The organism is Pseudomonas sp. FJ2-5-13, from assembly GCF_029201605.1.
GTDB lineage: Bacteria > Pseudomonadota > Gammaproteobacteria > Pseudomonadales > Pseudomonadaceae > Aquipseudomonas > Aquipseudomonas lactis.
In genome coordinates this window covers 2,718,220-2,743,409 of record NZ_CP104045.1, presented here as the reverse complement: position 1 = coordinate 2,743,409, position 25,190 = coordinate 2,718,220, and the positions used below count along the sequence as shown (strand labels likewise).

The window sequence follows — 25,190 nt, the reverse complement described above, 5'->3', positions numbered from 1 at the left end:
GCCAGCAAGCCGAACAGCAGCATCCGCCGCGCTAGAGCGTTTCATGCTCCTCGGGCCGCAAAATAAGCACACCCAAGGGCGGCAAGTTCAGCGACAGCGACACCGGTTGCCCATGGCGCGGCTCATCCTGGGTAGATACCGCGCCGCCATTGCCGTAATTGGAGCCGGCGTAGGTGTCGGCATCACTGTTGATCACCTCACTCCAACGCCCGCCAAACGGCACACCGACTGCGTAGCCTTCGCGAGGCACCGGGGTGAAGTTGGCAACCACCAACACCGGTTTGCCATCCTTGCTCCAGCGCAGCCAGGCGTAAACGCTGTTGATCGCGTCATCACCGATCAGCCATTGGAAACCCTGGGGCGCATCGTCCTGTTCGTGCAACGCAGGTTCTTCGCGGTACAGGCGGTTCAGGTCGCCCACCAGCTTCTGCACGCCACGGTGCTCGGGGTACTGCAGCAAATACCAATCCAGTTGCTGGTCGTGGTTCCACTCGCGCCATTGGCCAAATTCGCAGCCCATGAACAGCAGCTTCTTGCCGGGGTGCATCCACATGAAACTGAGGTAGGCGCGCAAGTTGGCAAATTTCTGCCAGCGGTCGCCGGGCATCTTGTCGATCAGCGAGTGCTTGCCGTGTACCACCTCATCATGGGAAATCGGCAGGATAAAGCGCTCGGACCAGGCATACACCAACCCGAAACTCAGCTCGTTGTGATGATGGGCGCGGTACACCGGGTCTTGCTGGATGTAATGCAGAGAGTCGTGCATCCAACCCATGTTCCATTTGTAGTTGAAGCCCAGGCCACCCTGTTGGGTCGGCTGGCTGACGCCAGGCCAGGCCGTGGACTCCTCGGCAATCACCAAGGCGCCCGGCGCTTCAAGGGCGACCACGTCGTTCAGGTGCCGCAAGAAGTCGATGGCTTCCAGGTTCTCGCGCCCACCGTGGCGGTTGGGCACCCATTCACCGGCCTTGCGCGAATAATCGCGATACAGCATGGAGGCCACCGCGTCCACGCGCAGGCCGTCCACATGGAAATGCTTGAGCCAGTGCAAGGCCGACGCGAGCATGAAACCGTGGACCTCGGTGCGGCCCAGGTTGTAGATCAGCGTGTCCCAGTCCTGGTGAAAACCTTCCAGGGGGTTGGCGTATTCGTACAGCGCGGTGCCGTCAAATTGCGCCAGCCCGTGGGTATCGGTGGGGAAATGCGCTGGCACCCAGTCGAGGATCACACCGATATCGGCCTGATGGCAGGCATTGACGAACCAGGCAAAGTCTTCCGGCGAGCCAAAGCGTGCGCTGGGGGCAAACTGAGATAACGCCTGATAGCCCCAGGAGCCACCGAAGGGGTGCTCCATGATCGGCATCAGTTCGATATGGGTGAAGCCCAATTGTTGAACGTAAGGAATCAGCCGCTCGGCCAGCTCACGCCAGCCATATTGCCGGGCCACTTCACCGGCCTCGTCCAGCTCGCACTGCCAGGACCCCACATGCAGCTCGTAGATCGACAACGGCGCGGTGGATTTCTGCTTGTCGCCCCGCGATTGCATCCACTCATGGTCCTGCCAATCCACTTGCAAAGGTGCGGCGACCTTGGAAGCGGTGTCCGGCGGCAGTTGGGTGGCCAGCGCCACGGGGTCGGCCTTGAGCGGCAGAATGCCGTGGGCGCCGAGAATTTCATACTTGTAGGCCGCGCCCGGCTGCAGGCGTGGGATGAAGATTTCCCACACGCCCGATGGATGGCGCAGGCGCATCGGGTGGCGGCGCCCGTCCCAGATATTGAAGTCGCCCACCACCGAAACCCGCCGTGCGTTCGGCGCCCAGACGGCAAAGCGCACGCCCTGCACGCCGTCGACGCTGACCACCTGCGCCCCCAGGCAGTTGCCCAGGTCACGGTGATTGCCTTCGGCAAACAGGTACAGGTCCATTTCCCCCAGCAGCAATTGGCTGAAGCTGTAAGGGTCTTCGGTGATCTGCTCACCGCCGGCCCACTGGATTTTCAGCAGGTAGGGCTGGCGAGTGTTGAAGTGCCCGACAAACAGGCCCGGCACCTGGGTGGCGTCGAGGCTGCCAAACGGCTCGCCCGTGTCACGCGCCAGCACCTGAACACTCAGGGCCTCCGGCAGGAACGCACGGATAAACTGGCCGCCCTGCTCGTCATCATGGGGCCCCAGGATCGAAAAGGGATCGGGGTGCTCGGCGCGCACCAGCGCATCGACGTCCTTGGACGCCGGCAATGCAGTCAACTTGGGCTGCAGCGGTTCTCTCTGTGTAAAACTCATGACGTCTCCCCACCGCGTACAGGTTTCGATATAGGTGTCAGCCCGCTCAGCAAGCCGTGCAGCCCTTGCAGGGGCACCGGCAGCCAGGTCGGGCGGTTTTCTGCTTCGTAGGCCACTTCGTACGCGGCCTTTTCCAGGCTGAACAAGGTCAGCGCTGCGTCGTGGCCGTTGGCATCCTGCCAGTCATGCGCCAGTGTAGACGCAGCGGCCTGATAAGCCTGGGTAAATGCTACGCGGGCTTCATTCAGGTAGCGGTCGGTCACGCGTTTGCGCGCTGCGTTCGCTTCTGGCGTGTGATCCACCCCTTGCACATTCAGCGCCATGGCCGCCGCATAATCGAAGGAACGCAGCACACCGCTCACATCCTTATAAGGGCTGTGCTTGCCGCGCCGCTCATGCAGCGGCCGCGCCGGCTCGCCCTCAAAGTCGATCAAGTAGGCATCGCCCTTGACCACCAATACCTGGCCCAGGTGCAAGTCACCGTGGACGCGAATGCGCAACCCGCCCGCCGTGGCTTTGGCCAACGCCTGAACATGCGAGGCGATGGCTTTTTTCTGCGCCAGTAATTCACTGACCAACGCCTGGTCGGCGGGGTTCAACTGGCTTTGATGAAGCTTGAGCAACTGCAGGGCACGGTCGATCTGGGCCCCGACATCCTTGGCCCAGGCTTGGGTGTCCTTGGCCGTGGTGACTTCGGGCTTGAAGGCTTTATCGCTCGTTGGCGCACCCAATACCACGTGCATTTCACCCAGGCGCTGACCGAGCAAACCGGCAAAATCCGCCAACTCGCCGAGGGCGTTGTAGTGCTGTTCCTGTTCAGAGATCGCGTCGGCCAGCTCATCGCGGATCGCCCGCTCCAGGTTGTTCTGGGTCCAGCTCCAGGCATCGCCCTGGTTGCTCAAGTAACCCTGGGCAATCATCAGCAGGTTGTCCTGCCCCTGCCCGTCGCGGCGGCTCATAAAGCCCAGCAGCGGCGAAATGTTCGGGTAGCCGGCGGCGGTCAGGTAGGCGCTCATTTCCAGCTCCGGGTGCACGCCGGCGCTGACTTTACGAATCAGCTTGAGCACCAGGCTGTCACCGACCACCACCGAGCTGTTGGATTGCTCGGCAGACAAATAACGCACCGGCGATTCTCGGGTCAGTTGCAGTGCGGCCAAGTGTTCAGTCGCCTCAAACCGTAGATCGCCGTCAGGGGTACTCAGCACGGTAGCGGCCTGCATGGCCTGGATCACCTCAAGGATAAAATGCTCAAGGCTGAAGGCATCGGTCACCAAACCCACCTGGCGGGTGCGTCGCACCCGGGCCAACGCCAATTGCTGGGGCAAGGCGCTGGTGAACTGGTCTTCGCCAAGGAAGCCCAAGGGCAGTTGGTAGCGGTTAACCTGGCCAGCACTGGTCACTTCGATCTCACTGAGCAACACCGGATGCTGCGGGTCGCCAAAACGCACGCCGTAGGCGATGTGCACCGTGTCGATTGCCGTGTCTTTGCCGGCAAACCAGCGACGCTTGGGCAGCCAGGCTGGCAATGAAGTGTGCTCCAGGCTGGTGCGGCAAGGTTCTTCCAATAACTCTTCCATGCGTTTTTTCAGTACCAAAGTGGTGAAGTCGGGCATGCTTTGCGCCGGTTCCACATGCCAGCTAGGCATCTGGTTTTCCGCGGCCAGCACGAACCAATAGAAACCATAGGGCGCCAGGGTCAGCAGGAAATTCAGCTGGCCGATCGGCGGGAAGGCATTACCGCCGAGCATCTCCACCGGCACCATGCCGGCAAAGGCCGACAGGTCCAGCTCCGCCGCCTGAGCGCTGCGCGACACGTTGGCCACGCACAGGATGATCTCGGTGTGGCCGTCTTCACCGGTGTATTCACGGGTGTAAGCCAGGATGCGCCGGTTAGCCGGTGACAACATTTTCAGGCTGCCACGGCCAAACGCCTTGGACTGTTTGCGCACTGCGAGCATGCGCCGGGTCCAGTTGAGCAATGAGTGCGGGTCCTGGGCCTGGGTCTCGACGTTGACCGACTGGTAGCCGTATTGCGGGTCCATGATCGGCGGCAGCACCAGGCTGGCCGGGTCGGCACGGGAAAAACCGCCATTGCGGTCGATGGACCATTGCATGGGCGTGCGCACGCCGTCACGGTCGCCCAGATAGATGTTGTCGCCCATGCCGATTTCATCGCCGTAGTACAAGGTCGGCGTGCCGGGCATCGACAGCAACAAGCTGTTAAGCAGTTCCACCCGCCGACGATCACGCTCCACCAGCGGCGCCAGGCGCCGTCGAATGCCCAGGTTGATGCGGGCGCGGCGGTCTGCGGCGTAGTAGTTCCACAGGTAGTCACGCTCTTTGTCGGTGACCATTTCCAGGGTCAGCTCATCATGGTTGCGCAGGAAAATTGCCCACTGGCAATTGGCGGGAATCTCCGGGGTCTGGCGCAGAATGTCAGTGATGGGGAAGCGATCTTCCTGGGCCAATGCCATGTACATACGCGGCATCAGTGGGAAGTGGAATGCCATATGGCATTCATCGCCGTCGTCGCCCTTTCTGTCTCCAAAGTACAGCTGCGTGTCTTCGGGCCACTGGTTGGCTTCGGCCAGGAGCATGCGGTCGGGGTAATGGGCGTCGATCTCGGCGCGGATCTGCTTGAGGACCTCGTGGGTTTCCGCCAGGTTCTCGTTGTTGGTGCCGTCCCGTTCGATCAAATAGGGAATGGCGTCCAGGCGCAGGCCATCGATGCCCAGGTCGAGCCAATAGCGCATTACCGACAGCACCGCTTTCATGACCTGCGGGTTATCGAAGTTGAGGTCCGGTTGGTGCGAGTAAAAGCGGTGCCAGAAGTACTGGCCGGCCACCGGGTCCCAGGTCCAGTTGGACTTTTCGGTGTCGAGGAAAATAATGCGCGTGCCGTCGTATTTCTGGTCATCGTCCGACCACACGTAGAAGTCCCGTGCGGCCGAGCCTGGCTTGGCCTTGCGCGCACGCTGGAACCAGGGGTGCTGGTCGGAGGTGTGGTTGATCACCAGTTCAGTGATCACCCGCAGCCCGCGTTGGTGGGCCTGGGCAATAAAGCGCTTGGCGTCGGCCATCGTCCCGTAGTCGCTGTGCACGCCGCGGTATTCGGCAATGTCGTAGCCGTCATCACGGCGCGGCGAGGGGTAGAACGGCAGCAGCCAGATGGTGTTCACGCCCAGGTCAGCGATGTAGTCAAGTTTGGCGATCAGCCCGGCAAAGTCGCCAATGCCGTCGTTGTTGGAGTCGAAATAGGATTTGACGTGAACCTGGTAGATCACCGCGTCTTTGTACCAGAGCGGGTCTTTGATAAAGGTGGCTGCCTTGGGTTTCTTGGCCATTGCAAACTCCTGGAAAACTCAACATTTTGCTAACTGAACTCGGTACATGTGGGAGCGGGCTTGCTCGCGAAAGCGTTGTGTCAGCCAATGAATCTATGCATTGATCCACCGCTTTCGCGAGCAAGCCCGCTCCCACCATTTCGATCCTCATCAGACTCAGGGTGTGCTGATGCGCCAGATGCCGAACGGCATCTGCGGTTCCAGCCGGGTCCATTGGGTCTTGCCGTACCAGGTCCAGCGGTGGCCGTTCATCAAGTCTTCGCCCTGGGTCTGGGCATCGTCGGGCAAGCCCATCTCCCACAGTGGCAATTCGAAGTGGGCTTCCTGGGCGTTGTGCGGATCGAGGTTGACGGCGACCAGAATGAAATTGCTGCCGTCTTCGCTGCGCTTGCCGAAATACAGGATGTTGTCGTTCCAGGCGTTGTAGAGCTTGAGCCCCAGGTGCGTGTGCAACGCCGGGTTCTGGCGGCGGATGCGGTTGAGCTGGGCGATCTCGGCGATGATGTTGCCGGGCGCAGTGAAGTCGCGGGGGCGTATCTCGTACTTCTCCGAGTCCAGGTATTCCTCTTTGCCCGGCACCGGCGCGGCTTCGCACAACTCAAAGCCTGAATACATCCCCCACAGCCCCGAGCCCATGGTGGCCAGCGCAGCGCGGATCAGGAAGCCTGCGCGGCCGGATTCATGCAGGAAACCGGGGTTGATGTCTGGCGTATTGACGAAGAAGTTCGGGCGGTAGCACTCACGCCAGGGCGACTGGTTCAGTTGGGTGAGGTACTCGCTCAGCTCAGCCTTGGTGTTGCGCCAGGTGAAGTAGGTGTAGCTCTGGGAATAGCCGACCTTGCCCAGGCGCGCCATCATCGCGGGGGTGGTGAAGGCTTCGGCGAGGAAGATCACCTCCGGGTACTTGGCGCGCACGTCGCTGATCAGCCATTGCCAGAACGGCAGCGGCTTGGTGTGCGGGTTGTCGACGCGAAAGGTCTTCACGCCCTCTTGCACCCAGCCCACCACGATATCGCGCAGTTCGGTCCACAGGCTCGGGATGGCATCGGCCGCGTAGAAATCGACGTTGACGATGTCCTGGTATTTTTTCGGTGGGTTTTCCGCGTACTTGATCGTGCCGTCCGGGCGCCAGTTGAACCAACCCGGATGCTGCTTGAGCCAGGGGTGATCCTGGGAGCACTGGATCGCGAAATCCAAGGCGATTTCCAGGCCGTGGTCGGCAGCGGCCTGGACCAACCGACGAAAATCATCGCGCGTGCCCAACTGCGGGTGGATCGCCTCGTGACCACCCTCCTCACTCCCGATGGCATAGGGGCTGCCAGGATCATCGGGGCCGGCGGTGAGTGAGTTGTTCTTGCCCTTGCGATGACTGCGGCCGATGGGGTGAATCGGCGGGAAGTACAGCACGTCAAAACCCATGTCATGGATCATCGGCAAGCGCGCGTGCACGTCGTTAAACGTGCCGTGCCGCGCCGGATCGTCGGTGATCGAGCGCGGAAACAGCTCGTACCAGCTGGCAAATTGTGCGGCTTCACGTTCCACGTCAATCGGGTACGCGGGGCTGACGCTCAAATAGGCCCGATGGTCGGCCTGGGTCATCAGGTGTGCACTGTCTTCGTGCAGGAACAACGCCACCTGCTCGGTTTCCAGCAGGCCGGAGAGCTCATGGTGCAACAACATCAAGCGGTCGCGCAGTTCGTTGTCACTGCGTTCGGCGGCCTGCAACACCAGGCTGCGGCCCTCCTGCAACTCCAGGCTGACTGGCACGCCAGCTTCATGCTTCTTGCGCAGTTCGTAACAGAAGCTGGCAAAGGTGTCGATCCAGGCTTCGATGCAGTACTCATGGCGGCCTTGGCGGGCGACGGTAAACGCGCCCTCCCAACCATTGTTGCCGATATCCAGCATGACCACGCTGTGCCAGCTTTCATCTCCCAGGGCGCGCCAGCGGATCAACACCGCCAGTTTATCGTGGCCATCGGCAAACACTTTGCTGGTCACATGGACCCGCTGGCCCACCACCGCCTTGACGGCAAACTCACCGTTGTCGATGACCGGCATGGTGCTTTCGATCGCGATCCTGGGTAACAGCAGCGCCTGGGACAGCGGCAGCACGGAGTCTTCTGGAACCAGTGTTTCAGCAGTCATCGAGCATCTTCCCCTTACGCCCTGTGGACGCTCTTGGCTTGATCCGAATTCAAAGGCGGCGGCGCTCTCCCCGAGCGTGGCCGTTTAAGGTCCGAGCCTGGGCGCGCAGCAAAAGTTCAGGTGGATATCCCGCCACTGGGCAGGGAATCAATTGCCCCAGGCCGCGGTCCACCGCTAGAGCAAAGCACAAAGGAGGCCACACCGATGAATATCCCGATCCCCCCTGAACCTGAAGATCCGAATATCGACAACCCGCCTCTGCCGCCCGGCGAACCGGCGCCCGTTCCGGAGAAAGAACCGCCGGAAAACGACCCACCGCCCGTGGAGGAGCCGCCGACCACTATGCCGCCGGTAATAGGGATCCAAGCCTGGCATTAGCCAAGCATCCAGTGATCCATGATGCGGCATCATTTTTCCAACATTTTGACGATTCTGGGCATGATGCTGAACACCGCCAGGGCCAGCAGGGTACTGAGTACCGCGGTCGATTCACGGCCCATGCCCGCCGCCACGCCAATGGCGGCGGTCATCCACAACCCGGCTGCCGTGGTCAGGCCCTTCACATGCTGGCCCTCCTCGTCTTCCTTGCCCTTGAGGATGGTGCCGGCACCGAGGAAGCCAATGCCCGCAATCACCCCCTGAACCACACGGCTCATGGCATCTGCCTGGTTGCCGGACATTTGCGGCACCAGCACGAACAGCGCGGCGCCCAGTGCCACCAGCATATGGGTGCGCACCCCGGCCGCCTTGCCCTTGTGCTCACGTTCAAACCCCAGGATGCCGCCGAGGATCGCCGCGATCAGCAGGCGCACGGTCACTTGGGTGAGTTGCCGGGCATCGCCGATGTCCGCGAATTCGGATTGCAGGGTTTGCCATACCACATGCCACCAGGCGTCCATGGATACACTCCTTTTTATTATGGGTAGTTAAAGGGTGGACAGCGCAGACCGCCAGTCAGTTGCCTGGAACCTGCCTCCATAGGTGCCGCCTAAGGCTATATAGCCCATAGAAAGGAGATCGCCATGACCCTGCGCATCGACAACCATTTGTGCTACTTCAAGCTCGGCGTGGACGGCCAGGAGCAAAGCCTGCCAGCCACCCGCGTGAAGATCCTTACCGACAATGACAAAGCCATGTCCTATGTGGACCTGGCGGGCGAGCGGATCTATATCACTGAAGCCGAAGCCGACGCGCTGACGGTTGAAGGGGCCACGGATGGTCGTAACCATGTGAAGGCGCAAGAGCCTGGTTCGGTGATTTGATTGATCTGCATCATCGAATCCAATGAATCCCTGCACCCCTCTGCCTTGGGGGTGCAGCACATTGACGCACAAGAACGCACCAGGCCTATCTGATCCGGTTTTTATCACTCCACCTGAGTCTGTTATGTAAACAGCTCGTCGCCCATAGTTCATCGGCCTGATGGAGGCTGATGAGCGAACGACCATGAGCGAACGAATCCCAACCGTGGAAACCTTTGAGCCCATTCACCCAAAGAAGGTGAAGGCCAAATCCAGCGACAACCTGATCCATACCCGCAGTTTTACCGGGCTGTTTCGCACCTTGCGCGTGGGCGGTGCCGGCCTGCTGTTCCTGGCTTTTTTCGGCACCGTGTGGCTGAACTGGGGTGGGCGCCAAGCCGTACTGTGGGACCTGGCCGAGAGCAAATTTCATATCTTTGGTGCGACGTTCTGGCCTCAGGACTTCATCCTGCTCTCGGCGCTGCTGATCATCTGCGCCTTCGGCCTCTTTGCGATCACGGTGTTTGCCGGCCGCGTCTGGTGCGGCTACACCTGCCCGCAAAGCTCGTTCACCTGGCTGTTCATGTGGTGTGAAAAGGTCACCGAGGGTGAACGCAACCAGCGCATCAAACTGCAGGCCGCGCCCTGGAGCCTGAACAAGCTGGCACGCCGCTCGGCCAAACACACGATGTGGCTGGGTATCAGTGTGTTGACCGGGCTGACGTTTGTGGGCTATTTCACCCCCATCCGCCCCTTGGCCGCTGAATTGCTGACGTGGCAGATGGGCGGTGTGAGCCTGTTCTGGGTGTTGTTTTTCACGGGCGCCACCTACCTCAATGCCGGTTGGCTACGCGAAGCGGTGTGCATGCACATGTGCCCCTATGCACGGTTCCAGAGCGTGATGTTTGATAAAGACACCCTGACCATTTCCTACGACGCCGCCCGTGGCGAGCAGCGTGGTCCGCGTAAACGTGACGTGCAGCCAGCCGAAGTTGGCCTGGGCGATTGCATCGACTGCCAACTGTGCGTGCAGGTATGCCCCACCGGCATCGACATCCGCGACGGCCTGCAAATGGAATGCATCGGCTGCGCGGCCTGCATCGACGCCTGTGATTCGATCATGGACAAAATGGGCTATGCCCGTGGTTTGGTCAGTTACACCAGTGAGCATCAATTGCAGGGGGGCAAGACTCACCTGCTGCGGCCACGCCTGATCGGCTACAGTGCCGTGCTGCTGGTGATGATCGCGGCATTGGTGGTGGCCCTGATTGAACGGCCGATGGTGTCGCTGGATGTCACCAAGGACCGCGGTATGTTCCGCGAAAACAGCCAGGGCTTGATCGAGAACATCTACAGCCTCAAGGTGATCAACAAGACCCAGCAGCGCCAGGACTACCGCCTGGAACTGGTGGACGCCGAGGGCTTCCAGTTGCAAGGCAAGACCCAGGTCAGCCTGGCGCCCGGGGAAATTGTCGATGTACCGGTGTCCGTGGCGTTGCTGGCGGACACACCGGCCAGCAGTTCTCAAACTATCCGTTTTAAAGTGACGGATGTGGATGAGCCGTGGATTTATACCGCTGCCGACAGCCGCTTCGTTGCGCCCTTGAATCGCTGATATTTCATCAACAATAACGATCAAATGTGGGAGCTGGCTTGCCTGCGAAAGCGGTAGTGCAGTAACAGATGCAGTGACTGACACACCGCCTTCGCAGGCAAGCCAGCTCCCACAGTTCGCCCTGCGTACACATTCAAAAAGCAAATTAGGCCGCCATGAAACGCTACGAAAAATTCGCCGACGACATCGCAGAACTGATCCGCTCCGGCGTCCTCGGCCCCGGCCAGCGCGTGCCATCGGTGCGCTATGCCAGCCAGGCCTACGGCGTCAGCCCGTCCACCGTGTTCCAGGCCTATTACTTGCTGGAGCGTCGTGGCCTGATTCGCGCACGCCCCCGCTCTGGCTACTTCGTCAACACCCATGCGCCCAGCCCGTTTTCCGAACCGGTGGTGAGTGAGCAGGTGCATGAGTCCACCGATGTGGGCGTGAGCGAGCTGGTGTTCTCGGTACTGGACTCGATCAAAGACCCCAACACCGTACCCTTCGGTTCGGCCTTCCCCAGCCCCATGCTGTTCCCGCTGCCACGCCTGGCCCGCTCACTGGCCAGTGCCAGCCGCGAAATGGACCCACACCTGGTGGTCACCGACATGTCGCCAGGCAACCCGCAACTGCGCCGCCAGATTGCCCTGCGCTATATGGTCGGCGGCCTGATGCTGCCGATGGAGGAGCTGCTGATCACCAACGGCGCCCTCGAAGCGCTCAACCTGTGCCTGCAGGCCGTGACCGAACCGGGCGACCTGGTCGCCATCGAAGCGCCGGCGTTCTACGCCTGCTTGCAAGTGCTTGAACGCTTGAAGCTCAAGGCCGTGGAGATTCCGGTGCATCCGCGTGACGGTATCGACCTGAGCGCCTTGGCCCAAAGCCTTGAGCGCTATCCAATCAAGGCCTGCTGGACCATGACCAGCTTCCAGAACCCCATGGGCGCCACGCTGCCTGAAGAGAAAAAACAGGCGCTGGTGGACCTGCTGCGCAGCCATCAAGTGCCGTTGATCGAAGATGACGTCTACGCCGAGCTGTATTACGGGCAACAAGCGCCGAAACCGGCCAAGGCCTTCGATACCGAAGGGTTGGTAATGCACTGCGGCTCCTTTGCCAAGAGCCTGGCGCCCGGTTACCGGGTGGGCTGGGTCGCCGCCGGGCGCTTCGCACAGAAGGTGGAGCGGCTGAAATTGATGACCTCACTGTGCCCGTCGATGCCGGCCCAGGCGGCGATTGCCGATTACCTGCAACACGGCGGCTATGACCGGCACCTGCGCAAACTGCGCTACGCCCTGGAAGAACAGCAAAGCGCCATGCTGGCGGCCATCGCCCGCTACTTCCCGGCACAGACGCGGGTCAGCCAACCTGCCGGAGGCTATTTTTTGTGGTTGGAATTGCCGGAGCAGACCGACTCGCTGAAATTGTTCCAGATGGCCCTGGCCCAGGGCATCAGCATTGCGCCGGGGCCAATCTTTTCCGCGACCCAGCGCTTCAGAAACTGCATACGCTTGAACTATGGCAGCCCGTGGAACGAAGCCTCGGAGAAGGCCATGGAGACGTTAGGGCGGATTGTGCGCTCGTTCTGAATGGAACCTACCGTCGCGTCTTAACGACTCAGAGGCCTCCACAGACCGAATAACGAGACCTGCGTGATCACCTGGAAAAACTGCCCACTGCCAGCAAGTGCACCCCTTAACCTGAAGCCTTTTCCCGTCCCTCACCACTACATGCGCTGGGCGGAACAACAGCAGATGCGTCAGATGAAAGGTCCGAGCGGGCGCCCTGCCGGTGATCATCGCTCGGCAGAGGCGATCATCGAGCACAGTAGCGTGACGAAAAACTTCCTCAAGGGCTGCGATTTCTATCAGGTCGTCGATGACCTCAAGCGACAGGTCGGCGACTGGACGCAAGCCAATCCAGACCCGCAGGCCAGAGCTGATGCGGCCTACGATCTGGATAAAGTGCTGCGTTTTCTCGATAACGTCGATGATCGAACCCTCAATGGCAGCGATAGCCGCAATGGCCATATCGAGGGTTTTTCCAACTGCGGCTATGGCGTGGTGAAGCACTCCGAAGCCGACCTGCTCCGGCAGTTCTCCTGGTACGGCTACGAGGTGCTGCGCACGCTGCGCACGCTGCGGACCTGATCGGCCAACGCCTTAACGGCCGCCGCCCAGGTCAATGAACGTTCCGGTGGAATACGACGCCTTGTCCGACAGTAACCAGATAATCGCCTCCGCCACTTCATCCGGGCGCCCGCCCCGCGCCATCGGGATTCCGGACTCCAGCTTGCTGACCCGGTCCGGGTCGCCGCTCAGGGCATGGAAGTCGGTAAAGATATAGCCAGGGCGTACCGCGTTGACACGGATACCCTCACCTGCGACCTCTTTCGATAAGCCGATGGTGAAGGTATCCAGCGCGCCCTTGGAGGCGGCGTAGTCGACATACTCGCCCGGCGAGCCCAGCCGCGCCGCCACCGACGACACGTTGACGATACTGCCGCCCTGCCCGCCATGCCGTGGCGACATGCGCAGCACCGCGTGCTTGGCACACAGAATCGGGCCCAACACATTGGTCTTGAGGATTTTGAGGATACGAAACTCGGACATCTCATCAACCCGTGACTTGTGCCCCACGGTGCCAGCGTTGTTGACCAGCGCAGTGACCCGACCCAACTCCGCATCAACACGATTGAACAGGCCGATCACTTCATCCTCGATGCTGACATCGGCCCGCACGGCAATCGCCTGGGCGCCCAACGCACGCACCTGTTCAAGTACACGGTGGGCCGCGTCTTCATCCGCCTGGTAGTTGATGCAGATGCGATAGCCCTGGCGAGCCGCGAGCAATGCTGTCTGGGCGCCAATGCCACGGCTGCCCCCCGTGATGATGACGACTTTGTCCATGGCTGCGGCCTCCTGATTCAACCGGATGTTTAGGGTTGGATCCAAGAATACCTTTCACTTAATGCTTTTGTCAGGCGCTACCGGCTCTTCGGTGCGACGGATATTGGCCATAAAGCTGTCGGCTGGCAACGGGTGCCCCAACAAGAAACCTTGCAAGGCGTCACATCCCAGGCGGGTGAGGAAGTCCTGCTGCATATCGGTCTCCACGCCTTCAGCGACAATTCGCAGGCCCAGGGCCTGGCCCAGGGCCACGATGGCCGAGACGATGGCCGCGTCGTCGCTGTCGTGTTCCAGGTCACGCACAAAACCGCGGTCGATCTTCAACTCGTTGGCCGGCAGGCGCTTGAGGTACATCAGGCTGGAGTAACCGGTGCCGAAGTCATCGATGGACAGGTCCACGCCCATGTCCGAGAGCTGCTGCAACACCGTCATGCTCGCATCGGCATCGCTCATGGCGGTGGTCTCGGTGATTTCCAGCGTGAGGCTGTTGGCCGGCAAGTGGTGACGCTCCAGCGCCGCCGCTACGCTGTTGACCAGCCCGGCATGGCAGAACTGCAGCGCCGACAGGTTGACGGCGATGCGCCAGCTCTCATAGCCCTGGGCGTACCACAGGCGCATCTGGCGGCAGGCTTCATCGAGTACCCACTCACCGATGGGAATGATCAGCCCGGTTTTCTCCGCCAGTGCAATAAACGTAGCGGGCATCAGCAAGCCCTGTTGCGGATGCTCCCAGCGCAACAGCGCCTCGGCCCCCACGGCAACACCGCTGACGGCGTCGAACTTGGGTTGGTAATGCAAACGAAACTGCCCCTGCTCCAGGGCATTGCGCAGGTCTTGCAGCAATTGCAGCTGTTTGCGCGCGTTGGTGTTCATCGACACATCGAAGAAGCTGTAGCCGTTCTTGCCCATGCCCTTGGCGTGATACATCGCCGCGTCGGCGTTCATCAGCAGTTCCTGGGGGTTATTACCGTTGCCCGGGAACATGGCGATACCGATGCTGGCCGAGATTTGCAGCTCATGGTCGGCCACCGTGAACGGGCGGTTGATCAGGCTCACCTGGCGCTCGGCCAAGCCCATGGCATCGTCGGGCTGGGTGAGCTGCACCAGCAACACGAACTCATCACCGCCGATGCGGGCCAGGGTGTCCTGGCTGCGCAAATCCTCGCGCAAGCGCAAGCCGACGTCGCGCAACAACTGGTCGCCCAGGTGATGACCAAAGGCATCGTTGACTGGCTTGAAACCATCCAGGTCGATAAACATCAAGGCAAAGCAACCGCCCCGCTCGTTTACCGCCTGGATGCCTTGTTGAATGCGATCAGCCAGCAACGTGCGGTTAGGCAGGCCGGTGAGCATGTCATGCAGGGCCAGGTGGGTGAGTTCCTGGTTGGCCAGGGTCAGGGAATCGGTGAGCACGGCGGTGCGCGCTTCCAGGCGCGCATCCAGCACCGAGGTCAACAGCGCAATGACCAGCACCGCCAGCGAAGTGACCAAGACCAGGTTATCCAGGCCCTTGCCGCTCAGGCCGGTCAATGCGGCGCCGCAGAAGCTGCCATCGGCAAAGCGTGCCGCAGCCATCCCGGTGTAGTGCATCCCCACGATAGCCACGCCCATCACCACGGCGGCGCCACCCCGTGCCAGCCGTACATAAGGTGTGTTGCGCCGCAGGTTGAAGGCAATCCACAGCGCGGCGCCGGAAGCCACCACCGCGATCATCAACGAAGCGCCGAACAAGGTCGGGTCGTAATCAATGCCCGGCGTCATACGCATCGCGGCCATGCCGGTGTAATGCATGCTGGCGATACCGGCCCCCATCACCAGCGCGCCCAATGCCAGTTGCCAGGCTGGTAAGCGTGGCTGGCTGACCAGCCATAACGCAAACCCGCTGGATAGCACGGCGATCAACAGCGAGAACAGGGTAATGCCTACGTCAAAGCCCAGGCCAAACGGCAGGCGCAGGGCCAACATCCCGATAAAGTGCATGGACCAGATGCCGACCCCCATCGCCACTGCGCCACCCGTGATCCACAGGTAAACAGCCCGCCCCTTGGCCGTCGCGATACGCCCGGCCAGGTCCAACGCGGTGTAGGACGCCAGGATGGCCACGCACAGGGAAATCACGACAAGGGAGGTTGAATAGCTACCGATCAGCATGGCACGTCTCGCGGGCGACCGGCGCAAAAGTCCGTGCCGGGTGGCAAATCGGGCGATTGTAGCGAGTATGAATCTCGGGTAGGTGATTAATTAACCCGTTGGCCATGACGCCGTTTCTGGCGTCAATCGCCTGGCTTCATCAGGGTGTTTTCAACATCAAAATGCAGAGCTTGCGCAAGTCCCCTGTGGGAGCGGGCTTGCCCGCGAAGGCGGTGTGTCAGTCACCCCATCTGCTACTGCACTAACGCTTTCGCAGGCAAGCCAGCTCCCACAGGGAACGGTGCTTAACTGGCTGACATTGGGGCAAGCCCACACGTTGGGTCTTGCGCCCACAGGATGCGCGGCGCACCGGTCACTCCTTTTCAGCCAGGGACGTCTGGCCGTCCCAGCCTCCGCCCAACGCGGCGATCAACTGCACACTGGCCACCAGGCGCGATTGCAGCAAGGTCAACACCGTACGCTCGTTACTCAGGGCCGTTGCCTGCACCGTGACCACGTCCAGGTAGGCAATCAACCCGGCCTTGTACTGGTTTTCGGTCAAGCGCAACGATTCACGCGCGGCTTCCAGCGCTTCATTGCTGACCACCGCCTCGTCGGCGAGCACCTTGAGCTGCACCATGTAGTTTTCCACCTCACGGAAACCGTCCAGCACGGTCTGGCGGTACTTGGCCACGGTCTCGTCGTAGCTGGCCACGCTGCGGTCGACTTCCGCCGAACGCTGGCCGCCATCGAACAAGGTCATCGCCAGTTTCGGCCCCACTGACCAGAAACGGTTCGGCAGGCTGATCCAGTCCTCGTACGTACTGCTGGAATAGCCGCCCTGCAGGCTCAGGCTGAGGTCCGGATAATAAGCCGCCTTGGCCACGCCGATATTGGCGTTGGCGGCGATGACCGAGCGCTCGGCCGAGGCGATATCGGGGCGGCGCTCCAGCAATTGGGACGGCAGGCTCACCGGTATCTGCGGCAGGGCCGGGATGTCGTTGCTCACAGCCAGATTGAAGTTAGCCGGCGCCTCGCCGATCAACACCGCAATGGCGTTTTCCAGCTGGGCGCGCTGCCAGATCAGGTCAATCAGGCTGGCCTGGGTGGTCTTGAGCTGGGTTTGCGCCTGGGCGATGGCGTCCTTGCCGGCCACACCGGCACGGTACTGGTTTTCGGTCATTTTCAACGAACGCTGGTAGGTGTCCAACGTGGCTTGCAGCAGGCGCGTCTGCTCGTCCATGACCCGCAGTTGCAGGTAGCTTTGCACCAACTCCGACTGTTGGCTCAGGCGCATTGCGGCCAGGTCGGCCGAGCTTGCCTCGGCGCTGGCTTCGTTGGCCTCCAGGCCACGGCGTAACTTGCCCCAGATATCCGCCTCCCAGCTCACACCCAACTGGGCATTGAGGGTGTCGCGAATCCCGCTGCTGGAACTGCTAAGGCTGGCACTGCTGCTGCCGGTGCCCTGGCTGGCGCGGGTCTTGCCAACGCTCAGGTCAACGCTGGGGTAAAACGCCCCGCGTGAGCTGCGCACCAACGCCTTTGCCTGACGAAAACGCGCTTCGGCCTGGGCGACGGTCTGGTTGGACGCATTGAGGCGCACCACTAGGTCGTTGAGTTGACGGTCACCGTACAGCTCCCACCAGGCGCCGCGGGCCAGGGAGTCGCTCGGGTTGGCCTGGCGCCAGCCCTGGGCCTCCTTGAACTGCACCGGCTCGATGACCTCCGGGCGCTTGTAGTCGGGGCCGATGGCGCAGGCGCTGAGCAACATAGCCAGGCCCACTGTAGGAGCGAGCTTGCTCGCGAAAGCCGTCAACGAGAACGCGTTCATTCTGGATGAGCGCGGCGCATCGGCGTTCTTCGCGAGCAAGCTCGCTCCTACAGGGGTTGCAGGGGCGTTGGTTGGGTTCATAGCGCAGTGTCCAGGGCAGCATCGGTACGCACGCCGCGCCAGGCGTTGAAGCGGTGGCGCGCGCGGTCGAGGTAAAGGTAAACCACCGGGGTGGTGTAGAGGGTCAGGATCTGGCTGAAGACCAGGCCACCGATGATGGTCAGGCCCAACGGATGGCGCATTTCCGCGCCGTCGCCGCTGCCGAGCAGCAACGGCAAGGCACCGAGGATCGCGGCCAGGGTCGTCATCAGGATCGGCCGCAGCCGCAAGAGGCAGGCGCTGCGGATCGACTCCAGCGGGCTCATGCCGTCGTTGCGCTCCAACTGCAGCGCGAGGTCGATCATCAGGATCGCGTTTTTCTTCACCACGCCGATCAACAGGAACAAACCCAGCAAGGAAATCAGGCTGAACTCGCCGCCTAGCAGGTAGATCGCCAACAACGCACCGACACCGGCCGACGGCAGCGTAGACAGGATGGTCAGCGGGTGAATGTAGCTTTCATACAAGATACCCAGCACCAGGTACACCGCCACCAGCGCGCCGAGAATCATGAACGGCTGGCCTTTCTGAGTCGCGGCGAACGCATCGGCGGTGCCGGCCATCTTGGCGATCACATCTTCGGGCAGCCCGACCTTGGCAATCGCACGCTCGATGGCCGCCGTGCCCTGCTCCACCGTGACGCCGGGCGCCATGTCGAAGGCAATATTCTCCGAAGCAAACTGGCCTTCATGGCTGACACGGTCGTCGGCCAGGCTGTTTTCATAATGGGCAATGGTCGACAACGGTACCCGCGCGCCGTCGGCCGTGATCACCTGCATCTGGTTGAGGGTGATCGGGTCCTGGGCGTATTTGGGGTTGACCTCCATCACCACCTGGTACTGGTTGAGGCTGTCGTAGATGGTGGAAATCTGCCGCTGACTGTAGGCGTTGTTGAGCACCGCCGTGACCATGTCCATGTCGATGCCCAGGCGCTTGGCCTGGTCGCGGTCGACAATCAACGTCACCTGGGCCGCGCCGCGGCCTTCGCGGGCGTCGATGGCAGTCAGCTCCGGCAACTCACGCATCGCCGCCACCACTTTCGGGTACCACAGGCGCAACGCGGCCAGGTCGCCGCTTTGCAGGATGTAGGAATATTGCGCGCTGGTCTGGTCGCGGCCGCCCCCGAACTGCAGGTCCTGGTCGGCCATGAGGAACAAGCGCCCGCCCGGCACCAGCGGCACCTCCTTGCGTAGGCGCTCGATCACTGCCTGGGCGGAGATGTTGCGTTCGCCAAGCGGCTTGAGGCGCACCAGCATCACTGCGTTGTTAGTGCCTTGGTTGCCACCGATAAAGCCGGCCACACTGAGCACCGCCGGGTCCTTGAGCACCGCCTGGCGAAAGATCTCCATCTTCGGCTGCATCACGCTGAACGACAGGCCATCGTCGCCGCGCACAAAACCGATCAACTGGCCGGTGTCCTGCTGGGGCATGAAGGTTTTGGGCACCACCACGTACAGCGCGATATTCACGCCCACGGTGACCAACAGGCTGAGCAAGGTCAGGCGCCGATGGTGCAGCACCCAATCCAGGCTGGTGGCGTAGCCGGCGACCATGCGGTCGTTGACCTTCTGGCTCCAGCGCTGCAAACCGGTCTGCCGCTCCTTCACATGTGGCTTCAACCAACGGGCACAGAGCATGGGCGTCAGGGTCAGCGAGACAATCAGTGAGACGATGATCGCCGCCGACAAGGTGATGGAAAACTCACGGAACAGGTTGGTGACGATCCCGCCCATAAACAGAATGGACAGGAACACCGCCACCAACGACACGTTCATCGACAGCAAGGTAAAGCCGACTTCCTGAGCGCCCAGGTAGGCGGCTTTCATCGGTGGCACGCCCTCGTCGATGTGCCGGGAAATGTTCTCCAGCACCACGATGGCATCGTCCACCACCAGCCCGGTGGCGAGGATCAGCGCCATCAGCGAGAAATTGTTCAACGAAAAGCCGTACAGGTACATCACCGCAAAGGTGCCCACCAGCGACACCGGCACCGCCAGGGTCGGGATCAGCGAAGCACGGAAGTTACCCAGGAACAGGTACACCACCAGGATCACCAGCCCCACGGCAATCAGCAGGGTCATTTCCGCCTCATGCAGGGTGGCGGTGATCACGGGTGAACGGTCCATGGCCAGGCTGAGCTTGACGCTGGACGGCAACACCGCCTGCAACGCCGGCAACTGCGCCTTGATCTGCCGCACGGTTTCGATGATGTTGGCGCCGGACTGGCGGTTGATCACCAGCAACACCGCCGAATCATTGTTGAAGAAGCCGCTGTTGTAGCGGTCTTCCACGCCATCAGTGATCTTCGCCACGTCTTTGAGGCGCAGGGCGGCGCCGTCCTGGTAGCGAATCAGCAGGGGCTCATAGTCCTTGGCTTTTTCCAACTGGTCGTTGGCCTGGATCTGCCAATTGCGCTCGCTGTCTTCCAGCGAGCCTTTGGGCCGGCGCTGGTTGGCGTTGGCGATGGTGTTGCGCACATCGTCCAGGGCGACGCCGTACTGATCGAGGGCCTTGGGTTCCAGCTCGATGCGCACCGCCGGTAGCGAACTGCCGCCGATCTGCACTTCGCCCACGCCCGGCACCTGGGACAGGCTCTGGGACAGGATGGTCGAGGCCAGGTCGTACAACTGGCCCTTCTGCAACACGTCGGAGGTCAGCGACAGCACCATGATCGGCGCCTGGGACGGGTTGATCTTCTTGTAGGTGGGCATGCTGCGCATGCCGCTGGGCAGCAGGTTGCGCGACGCGTTGATGGCCGCCTGCACTTCCCGCGCCGCGCCGTTGATGTCGCGGTCGGAGTCGAACGCCAGAATCACCCGGGTAGAGCCCTGGCTGGAGGAACTGCTCATGGTGGTGATACCGGCAATCGCGCCGAATGAGCGCTCCAGCGGCGTGGCCACCGTAGACGCCATCACCTCGGGGCTGGCACCGGGCAAGCTGGCCGACACCACGATCACCGGGAAGTCGATCTGCGGCAATGGCGACACCGGCAGCAAGTTGAAGCTCACGCCACCAAGCAACATGATCGCCAGGCTCAGCAGCATGGTGGCTACCGGCCGGCGGATGAAAGGTCCGGACAGGTTCATGGCTCAACCGGCTCCAGGCGTTGCGGCTCTTTGCGCCAGCGCCGGCCAAGACGATCGAAGTACAGGTAGATCACCGGCGTGGTGAACAGCGTCAACACCTGGCTCACCAGCAAGCCACCGACCATCACCAGGCCCAGGGGCTGGCGCAGTTCGGCGCCGGAGCCGCTCGCTAGCATCAACGGCACGGCACCGAACAAGGCGGCCAGGGTGGTCATCAGGATCGGCCGGAAGCGCAACAGCGCCGCCTGGTAGATCGCCGTCTGCGGGGCCAGGCCCTGGTTGCGTTCGGCGTCGAGGGCGAAGTCGATCATCATGATCGCGTTCTTTTTCACGATACCGATCAGCAGGATGATGCCGATGATCGCAATCATGCCCAGGTCATTGCCGCTGAGCAGCAACGCCAGCAAGGCCCCCACTGCCGCCGATGGCAAGGTCGAGAGGATGGTGATCGGGTGGATATAGCTCTCATAGAGCACACCGAGCACGATGTACATGGTGACCACCGCCGCCAGGATCAACAGCAAAGTGCTCGACAACGAGGCTTCAAACGCCTGGGCCGCGCCCTGGAACTGGGTTTGCACGCCCACCGGCATGCCGATGTCCTTCTGGGTCTGGTTGATCAGCTCCACGCCTTTGCCCAGCGCCACGCCGGGCGCCAGGTTGAACGACATCATCACCGCCGGGAACTGGCCGATATGGGCAATTGCCAACTGTGCCTGGCGCTGTTCCACATGGGCCAGGCTCGACAGGCGTACCTGGCCACCGTCGGTGGTCTTCACATGGATCTGGTTGAGGGCCGCCGGGCCGAGGGTTTCGCCGGACTGGGCCTGCAACACCACCCGGTACTGGCTGGCCTGGGTATAGATGGTGGAGATCTGGCGCTGGCCGAAGGCGTCATACAGCGCATCGGTGATGGTCGAGACGCTCACGCCCAGGCGCGAGGCCGCATCGCGATCAATCACCAGGTACACCTGCAAGCCTTTGTCCTGCAGGTCACTGGCCACGTCGGTGAGTTCCGGCAACTGGCTGAGGGCATGTACCAGCTTGCCGCTCCACAACGCCAGCAGTTCGGCGTCCGGCGAGGACATGCTGAACTGATACTGGGTACGGCTGACCCGGTCCTCGATAGTGAGGTCCTGCACCGGTTGCATGAACAGGCGGATACCCACCAGCTTGTCGATCTGCGGTTGCAGGCGGGTGATGACCTCGGCTGCGCTCAAGTCGCGCTGGCCATGAGCCTTGAGGTTGATCAGCAAGCGGCCGCTGTTGAGGGTGGCGTTATCGCCATCCACACCAATGTAGGACGACAGGCTCTCGACCGCAGGGTCGGCGAGGATGATCTTCGCCAGTTCCTGTTGGCGCTGGCTCATGGCCGCAAAGGAAATCGACTGCGGCGCCTCGGAAATGCCCTGGATCACCCCGGTGTCCTGCACCGGGAAAAAGCCCTTGGGCACCACCAGGTACAGCACCACCGTGAGCCCCAGGGTGGCGATCGCCACCAGCAATGTCAGCGGCTGGTGCTTGAGCACCCATTGCAGCTTGCGGCCGTAGGCTTCGATCAGCCAATCAATCCAGGCGCCGCTGGCTTTGTAGAAGCGGCCCTGCTCTTCTTCCTTGGGTTCGCGCTTGAGCAGACGCGCGCACATCATCGGCGTGAGGGTCAGGGACACCACCAGGGAAATCAGGATCGCCACGGCCAGGGTGATAGCAAATTCACGGAACAGCCGCCCGACCACATCAGCCATGAACAGCAGCGGGATCAACACCGCAATCAGCGACAAGGTCAGGGATATCAGGGTGAAACCAATCTGCTTGGCGCCCTTGAGCGCGGCCGCCATCGGCGTCTCGCCTTCCTCGATATAGCGCGAGATGTTCTCCAGCATCACGATGGCGTCGTCCACCACAAACCCGGTGGCGATGGTCAGGGCCATCAGTGTCAGGTTATTGATGGAGAAGCCGGCCAGGTACATCACGCCAAAGGTGCCCACCAGGGACAGCGGCACGGCGATGGACGGAATGACCGTGGCGCTGACCCGGCGCAGGAACAGGAACGTCACCATTACCACCAGGGCAATGGCGATCAGCAGCTCATGTTGTACGTCTTTGACCGAGGCGCGGATGGTCTGGGTGCGGTCGGTAAGCACCGTCACGTCCAGGCCGGCCGGTAGGTTGTCGGTGATGCTCGGCAGCAGGGCCTTGATGCGGTCCACCACCTCGATCACGTTGGCACCCGGCTGGCGCTGGATATTGAGCAGCACGGCCTGGTTCTCGTTGGCCCAGGCGGCGAGGCGTTCGTTTTCAGCGCCGTCGACGATCTGCGCCACATCCTTGAGCCGCAGCGGTGCGCCATTGTTGTAGGCCAGGATCAGTTCGGCATATTGCTCAGGCGAAACCAACTGGTCGTTGGCGTCGAGCATCGACACGCGGGTGGGGCCGTCAAAGTTACCCTTGGGCTGGTTGACGTTGGAGGCGGCGATCAGGGCGCGCACGTCCGAGAGGTTCAAGCCATTGGCCGCCAGGGCCTCGGGGTTGACCTTGATGCGCACGGCCTGGCGCTGGCCACCGGCGATGCTGACCATGCCGACGCCGCTGATCTGCGCGATTTTCTGCGCCATGCGCGTATCGACCAAATCATTGAGTTTGGGCAGCAACATGGTCTTGGAGGTGATTGCCAGGGTCAGCACCGGGGTATCTGCCGGGTTGACCTTGTTGTACACCGGCGGCGCCGGCAAATCCTTGGGCAGCAGGTTGGTGGCGGCGTTGATCGCGGCCTGCACCTGTTGCTCGGCGACATCCATATTGATGTCGAGGTTGAAACGCAGGGTCAGCACCGAGGCACCGCCGGAGCTGGTGGACGCCATCTGCGTCAGCCCGGGCATTTGCCCGAACTGGCGCTCCAGCGGTGCGGTGACCGCGCTGGTCATCACATCGGGGCTGGCGCCGGGGTACAGGGTCATCACCCGGATGGTCGGGTAATCCACCTGTGGCAACGCCGACACCGGCAGCAGGCGGTACGCGATGATGCCGGCTAGGACAATGGCCAGCATGCTCAGCGTGGTGGCGACCGGGCGAAGGATGAACAGGCGCGACAGGTTCATGAACCGACCTTTTGCGCCTTGCCGGCGTCAGCACCGGTCTCCCCTTTTGCTGCGGGCTTGCCTTGCAGGTGTTCGGTCGGGGTGGTCGGCACCTCGCTGCTGGCGTTGACCACTTCGATCTCGCTGCCGTCCTTGAGGCGGTCAGTACCTTCCAGCACCACGCGGTCGCCAGCGGCCAGGCCTTCCTTGATCACAGTGTTTTCGCCATCGGTGTCGCCCACCACCAGCGGCTGGACCTTGACCTTCTTGTCACCGTCGAGCTTGTAGACAAAGGTGCCATTGTTGCCGAACTGGATCGCCGCGGAGGGTGCCAGCACCACGTTCTTCAAGGTGTCGGCCAGCAGGTGCACATTGACGAACTGGTTGGGGAACAGCGCCTGGTCCTTGTTATCGAAACGCGCCTTGAATTTCAGCGTGCCGGTAGTCACATCAATCTGGTTGTCCAGGCTTTGCAGTACGCCGACCGCCTGTTTTTTCACGTCGCTACGGTCCCAGGCTTCCACGGGCAATTTGTTGCCGGCGTGGTAACGGGCCAACACGGTTTCCAGGGTATTTTCCGGCAGGGTGAAGGCCACGCTGATCGGCTGGGTCTGGGTGATCACCGCCAGGGCGGTGGTGTCGTTGGCGGCGACGAGGTTGCCGACGTCAAGCTGGCGCAAACCGACGCGGCCACTGATGGGCGCGCGGATCTTGGTGAATTCCAGGTTGAGCTTGGCGTCGTCCACCGCGCCCTGGTTGGTCTTGACCGTGCCCTGGTATTGCAAAACCAGCGCTTCGGCGGTGTCCAGGGTTTGCTTGGCGATACTGTCCTGGGCGTACAGATCGCGATAACGCTGTACATCAACCTGGGCGTTCTTCAACTGGGCCTGGTTCTGCAGCAAGGTGCCCTGGGCCTGGAGCAAAGCGTTCTGGTAGCTGCGTGGGTCGATTTCTGCCAGCAGGTCGCCGGCCTTGACCATCTGCCCTTCCTCGAAGGCGATCTTGACCAGCTCACCGCCCACCCGGCTGCGCACATTAATGGTGTTCAGCGCAGTGACCGTCCCCAGGGCCTTGTAGTACACCGGGAACTCCCCCAGCACCGCCGGTGCCACACGCACCGGTACCGGCCCGGTGGAACCACCGAACCCCGGCCGCGCCATGCCGGTCTTGCCCGTGTGCCCCGCCGGAGCATCTTTATGGGCCGCGCCACTGGGCCAGAATTTCCAGCACAGGCCGGCGATAACCAGCAGCACGAGCAGGCCAAACAGCCAGCGGCGGGAGTTGCGGGAGGAGGATTGCATGGAGTGATCAACCATTGGGGGTGAGAGCTTCTTCTTCGGGAGGCTGAAAGATAAGCACTGGGGTGCGTTTAGAAAAGCACCTTTACCGGCTATTTACCTTAGGCTTACAACGTTTAACTTTTGATCTTAGTCCACCGGCTATTTCGCTAAGCCGCTGA

General features: G+C 61.7%; 15 protein-coding genes. 5 read left to right on the top strand and 10 right to left on the bottom strand.

What is annotated here, in order from left to right; genetic code table 11:
* Positions 1-31: 31 nt before the first annotated feature.
* The 3 genes from glgB to N2A98_RS11920 all read right to left on the bottom strand — a co-directional run bounded on the left by glgB (position 32) and on the right by N2A98_RS11920 (position 7,767).
* Positions 32-2,278, bottom strand: a complete 2,247-nt coding sequence (gene glgB, locus N2A98_RS11930) for a 1,4-alpha-glucan branching protein GlgB (RefSeq protein WP_275623482.1) — start codon at positions 2,276-2,278, stop codon at positions 32-34.
* Entirely contained in the window at positions 2,275-5,622 is a 3,348-nt protein-coding gene (gene treS, locus N2A98_RS11925; RefSeq protein WP_275623481.1) for a maltose alpha-D-glucosyltransferase, read from the bottom strand. The genes glgB and treS overlap by 4 nt, the downstream gene beginning before the upstream one ends.
* Before the next feature lie 156 nt (positions 5,623-5,778).
* Positions 5,779-7,767, bottom strand: coding sequence for an alpha-1,4-glucan--maltose-1-phosphate maltosyltransferase (locus N2A98_RS11920; RefSeq protein WP_044273528.1), 1,989 nt, complete (start codon positions 7,765-7,767; stop codon positions 5,779-5,781).
* Between the two features lie 204 nt (positions 7,768-7,971).
* On the opposite strand from N2A98_RS11920, the gene N2A98_RS11915 reads away from it, so the two are divergent.
* Complete coding sequence (locus tag N2A98_RS11915) at positions 7,972-8,145, top strand: hypothetical protein (protein WP_275623480.1); 174 nt, start codon at positions 7,972-7,974, stop codon at positions 8,143-8,145.
* 29 nt (positions 8,146-8,174) lie between these two features.
* Here the strand turns inward: N2A98_RS11915 and N2A98_RS11910 are convergent, their stop codons facing one another.
* On the bottom strand, positions 8,175-8,666 hold the full coding sequence (locus N2A98_RS11910; RefSeq protein ID WP_275623479.1) for an MgtC/SapB family protein: 492 nt from the start codon (positions 8,664-8,666) through the stop codon (positions 8,175-8,177).
* A gap of 123 nt (positions 8,667-8,789) precedes the next feature.
* On the opposite strand from N2A98_RS11910, the gene N2A98_RS11905 reads away from it, so the two are divergent.
* The 4 genes from N2A98_RS11905 to N2A98_RS11890 all read left to right on the top strand — a co-directional run bounded on the left by N2A98_RS11905 (position 8,790) and on the right by N2A98_RS11890 (position 12,749).
* Positions 8,790-9,029 carry a DUF3203 family protein gene (locus N2A98_RS11905; protein WP_044273526.1) on the top strand — a complete coding sequence of 80 codons (240 nt, stop codon included), beginning with the start codon at positions 8,790-8,792 and terminating at the stop codon, positions 9,027-9,029.
* A 184-nt stretch (positions 9,030-9,213) separates the two neighbouring features.
* Positions 9,214-10,623 (top strand): cytochrome c oxidase accessory protein CcoG, encoded by a 1,410-nt coding sequence (gene ccoG / locus N2A98_RS11900; protein ID WP_044273525.1) that lies wholly within the window; start codon positions 9,214-9,216, stop codon positions 10,621-10,623.
* A 155-nt stretch (positions 10,624-10,778) separates the two neighbouring features.
* The gene (gene mapR / locus N2A98_RS11895) at positions 10,779-12,188 is read left to right on the top strand and encodes a GntR family transcriptional regulator MpaR (protein ID WP_275623478.1); all 1,410 of its coding nucleotides are present in this window, start codon (positions 10,779-10,781) and stop codon (positions 12,186-12,188) included.
* 63 nt (positions 12,189-12,251) lie between these two features.
* Positions 12,252-12,749 carry a hypothetical protein gene (locus N2A98_RS11890; protein ID WP_275623477.1) on the top strand — a complete coding sequence of 166 codons (498 nt, stop codon included), beginning with the start codon at positions 12,252-12,254 and terminating at the stop codon, positions 12,747-12,749.
* A 12-nt stretch (positions 12,750-12,761) separates the two neighbouring features.
* Here the strand turns inward: N2A98_RS11890 and N2A98_RS11885 are convergent, their stop codons facing one another.
* The 6 genes from N2A98_RS11885 to N2A98_RS11860 form a co-directional block, all read right to left on the bottom strand.
* Positions 12,762-13,508, bottom strand: coding sequence for an SDR family oxidoreductase (locus N2A98_RS11885; protein ID WP_044273522.1), 747 nt, complete (start codon positions 13,506-13,508; stop codon positions 12,762-12,764).
* A gap of 54 nt (positions 13,509-13,562) precedes the next feature.
* Positions 13,563-15,659: an EAL domain-containing protein gene (locus tag N2A98_RS11880; RefSeq protein WP_275623476.1), complete on the bottom strand. Its 2,097-nt coding sequence runs from the start codon at positions 15,657-15,659 to the stop codon at positions 13,563-13,565.
* 352 nt (positions 15,660-16,011) lie between these two features.
* Positions 16,012-17,469, bottom strand: a complete 1,458-nt coding sequence (locus tag N2A98_RS11875; RefSeq protein WP_275623606.1) for an efflux transporter outer membrane subunit — start codon at positions 17,467-17,469, stop codon at positions 16,012-16,014.
* A gap of 77 nt (positions 17,470-17,546) precedes the next feature.
* Positions 17,547-20,654, bottom strand: coding sequence for an efflux RND transporter permease subunit (locus N2A98_RS11870; RefSeq protein WP_275623475.1), 3,108 nt, complete (start codon positions 20,652-20,654; stop codon positions 17,547-17,549).
* Positions 20,651-23,752 carry an MdtB/MuxB family multidrug efflux RND transporter permease subunit gene (locus N2A98_RS11865; RefSeq protein WP_275623474.1) on the bottom strand — a complete coding sequence of 1,034 codons (3,102 nt, stop codon included), beginning with the start codon at positions 23,750-23,752 and terminating at the stop codon, positions 20,651-20,653. Before N2A98_RS11865 ends, N2A98_RS11870 begins: the two co-directional genes overlap by 4 nt.
* Positions 23,749-25,047 (bottom strand): MdtA/MuxA family multidrug efflux RND transporter periplasmic adaptor subunit, encoded by a 1,299-nt coding sequence (locus tag N2A98_RS11860; RefSeq protein WP_032892045.1) that lies wholly within the window; start codon positions 25,045-25,047, stop codon positions 23,749-23,751. Before N2A98_RS11860 ends, N2A98_RS11865 begins: the two co-directional genes overlap by 4 nt.
* Positions 25,048-25,190 lie beyond the last annotated feature (143 nt).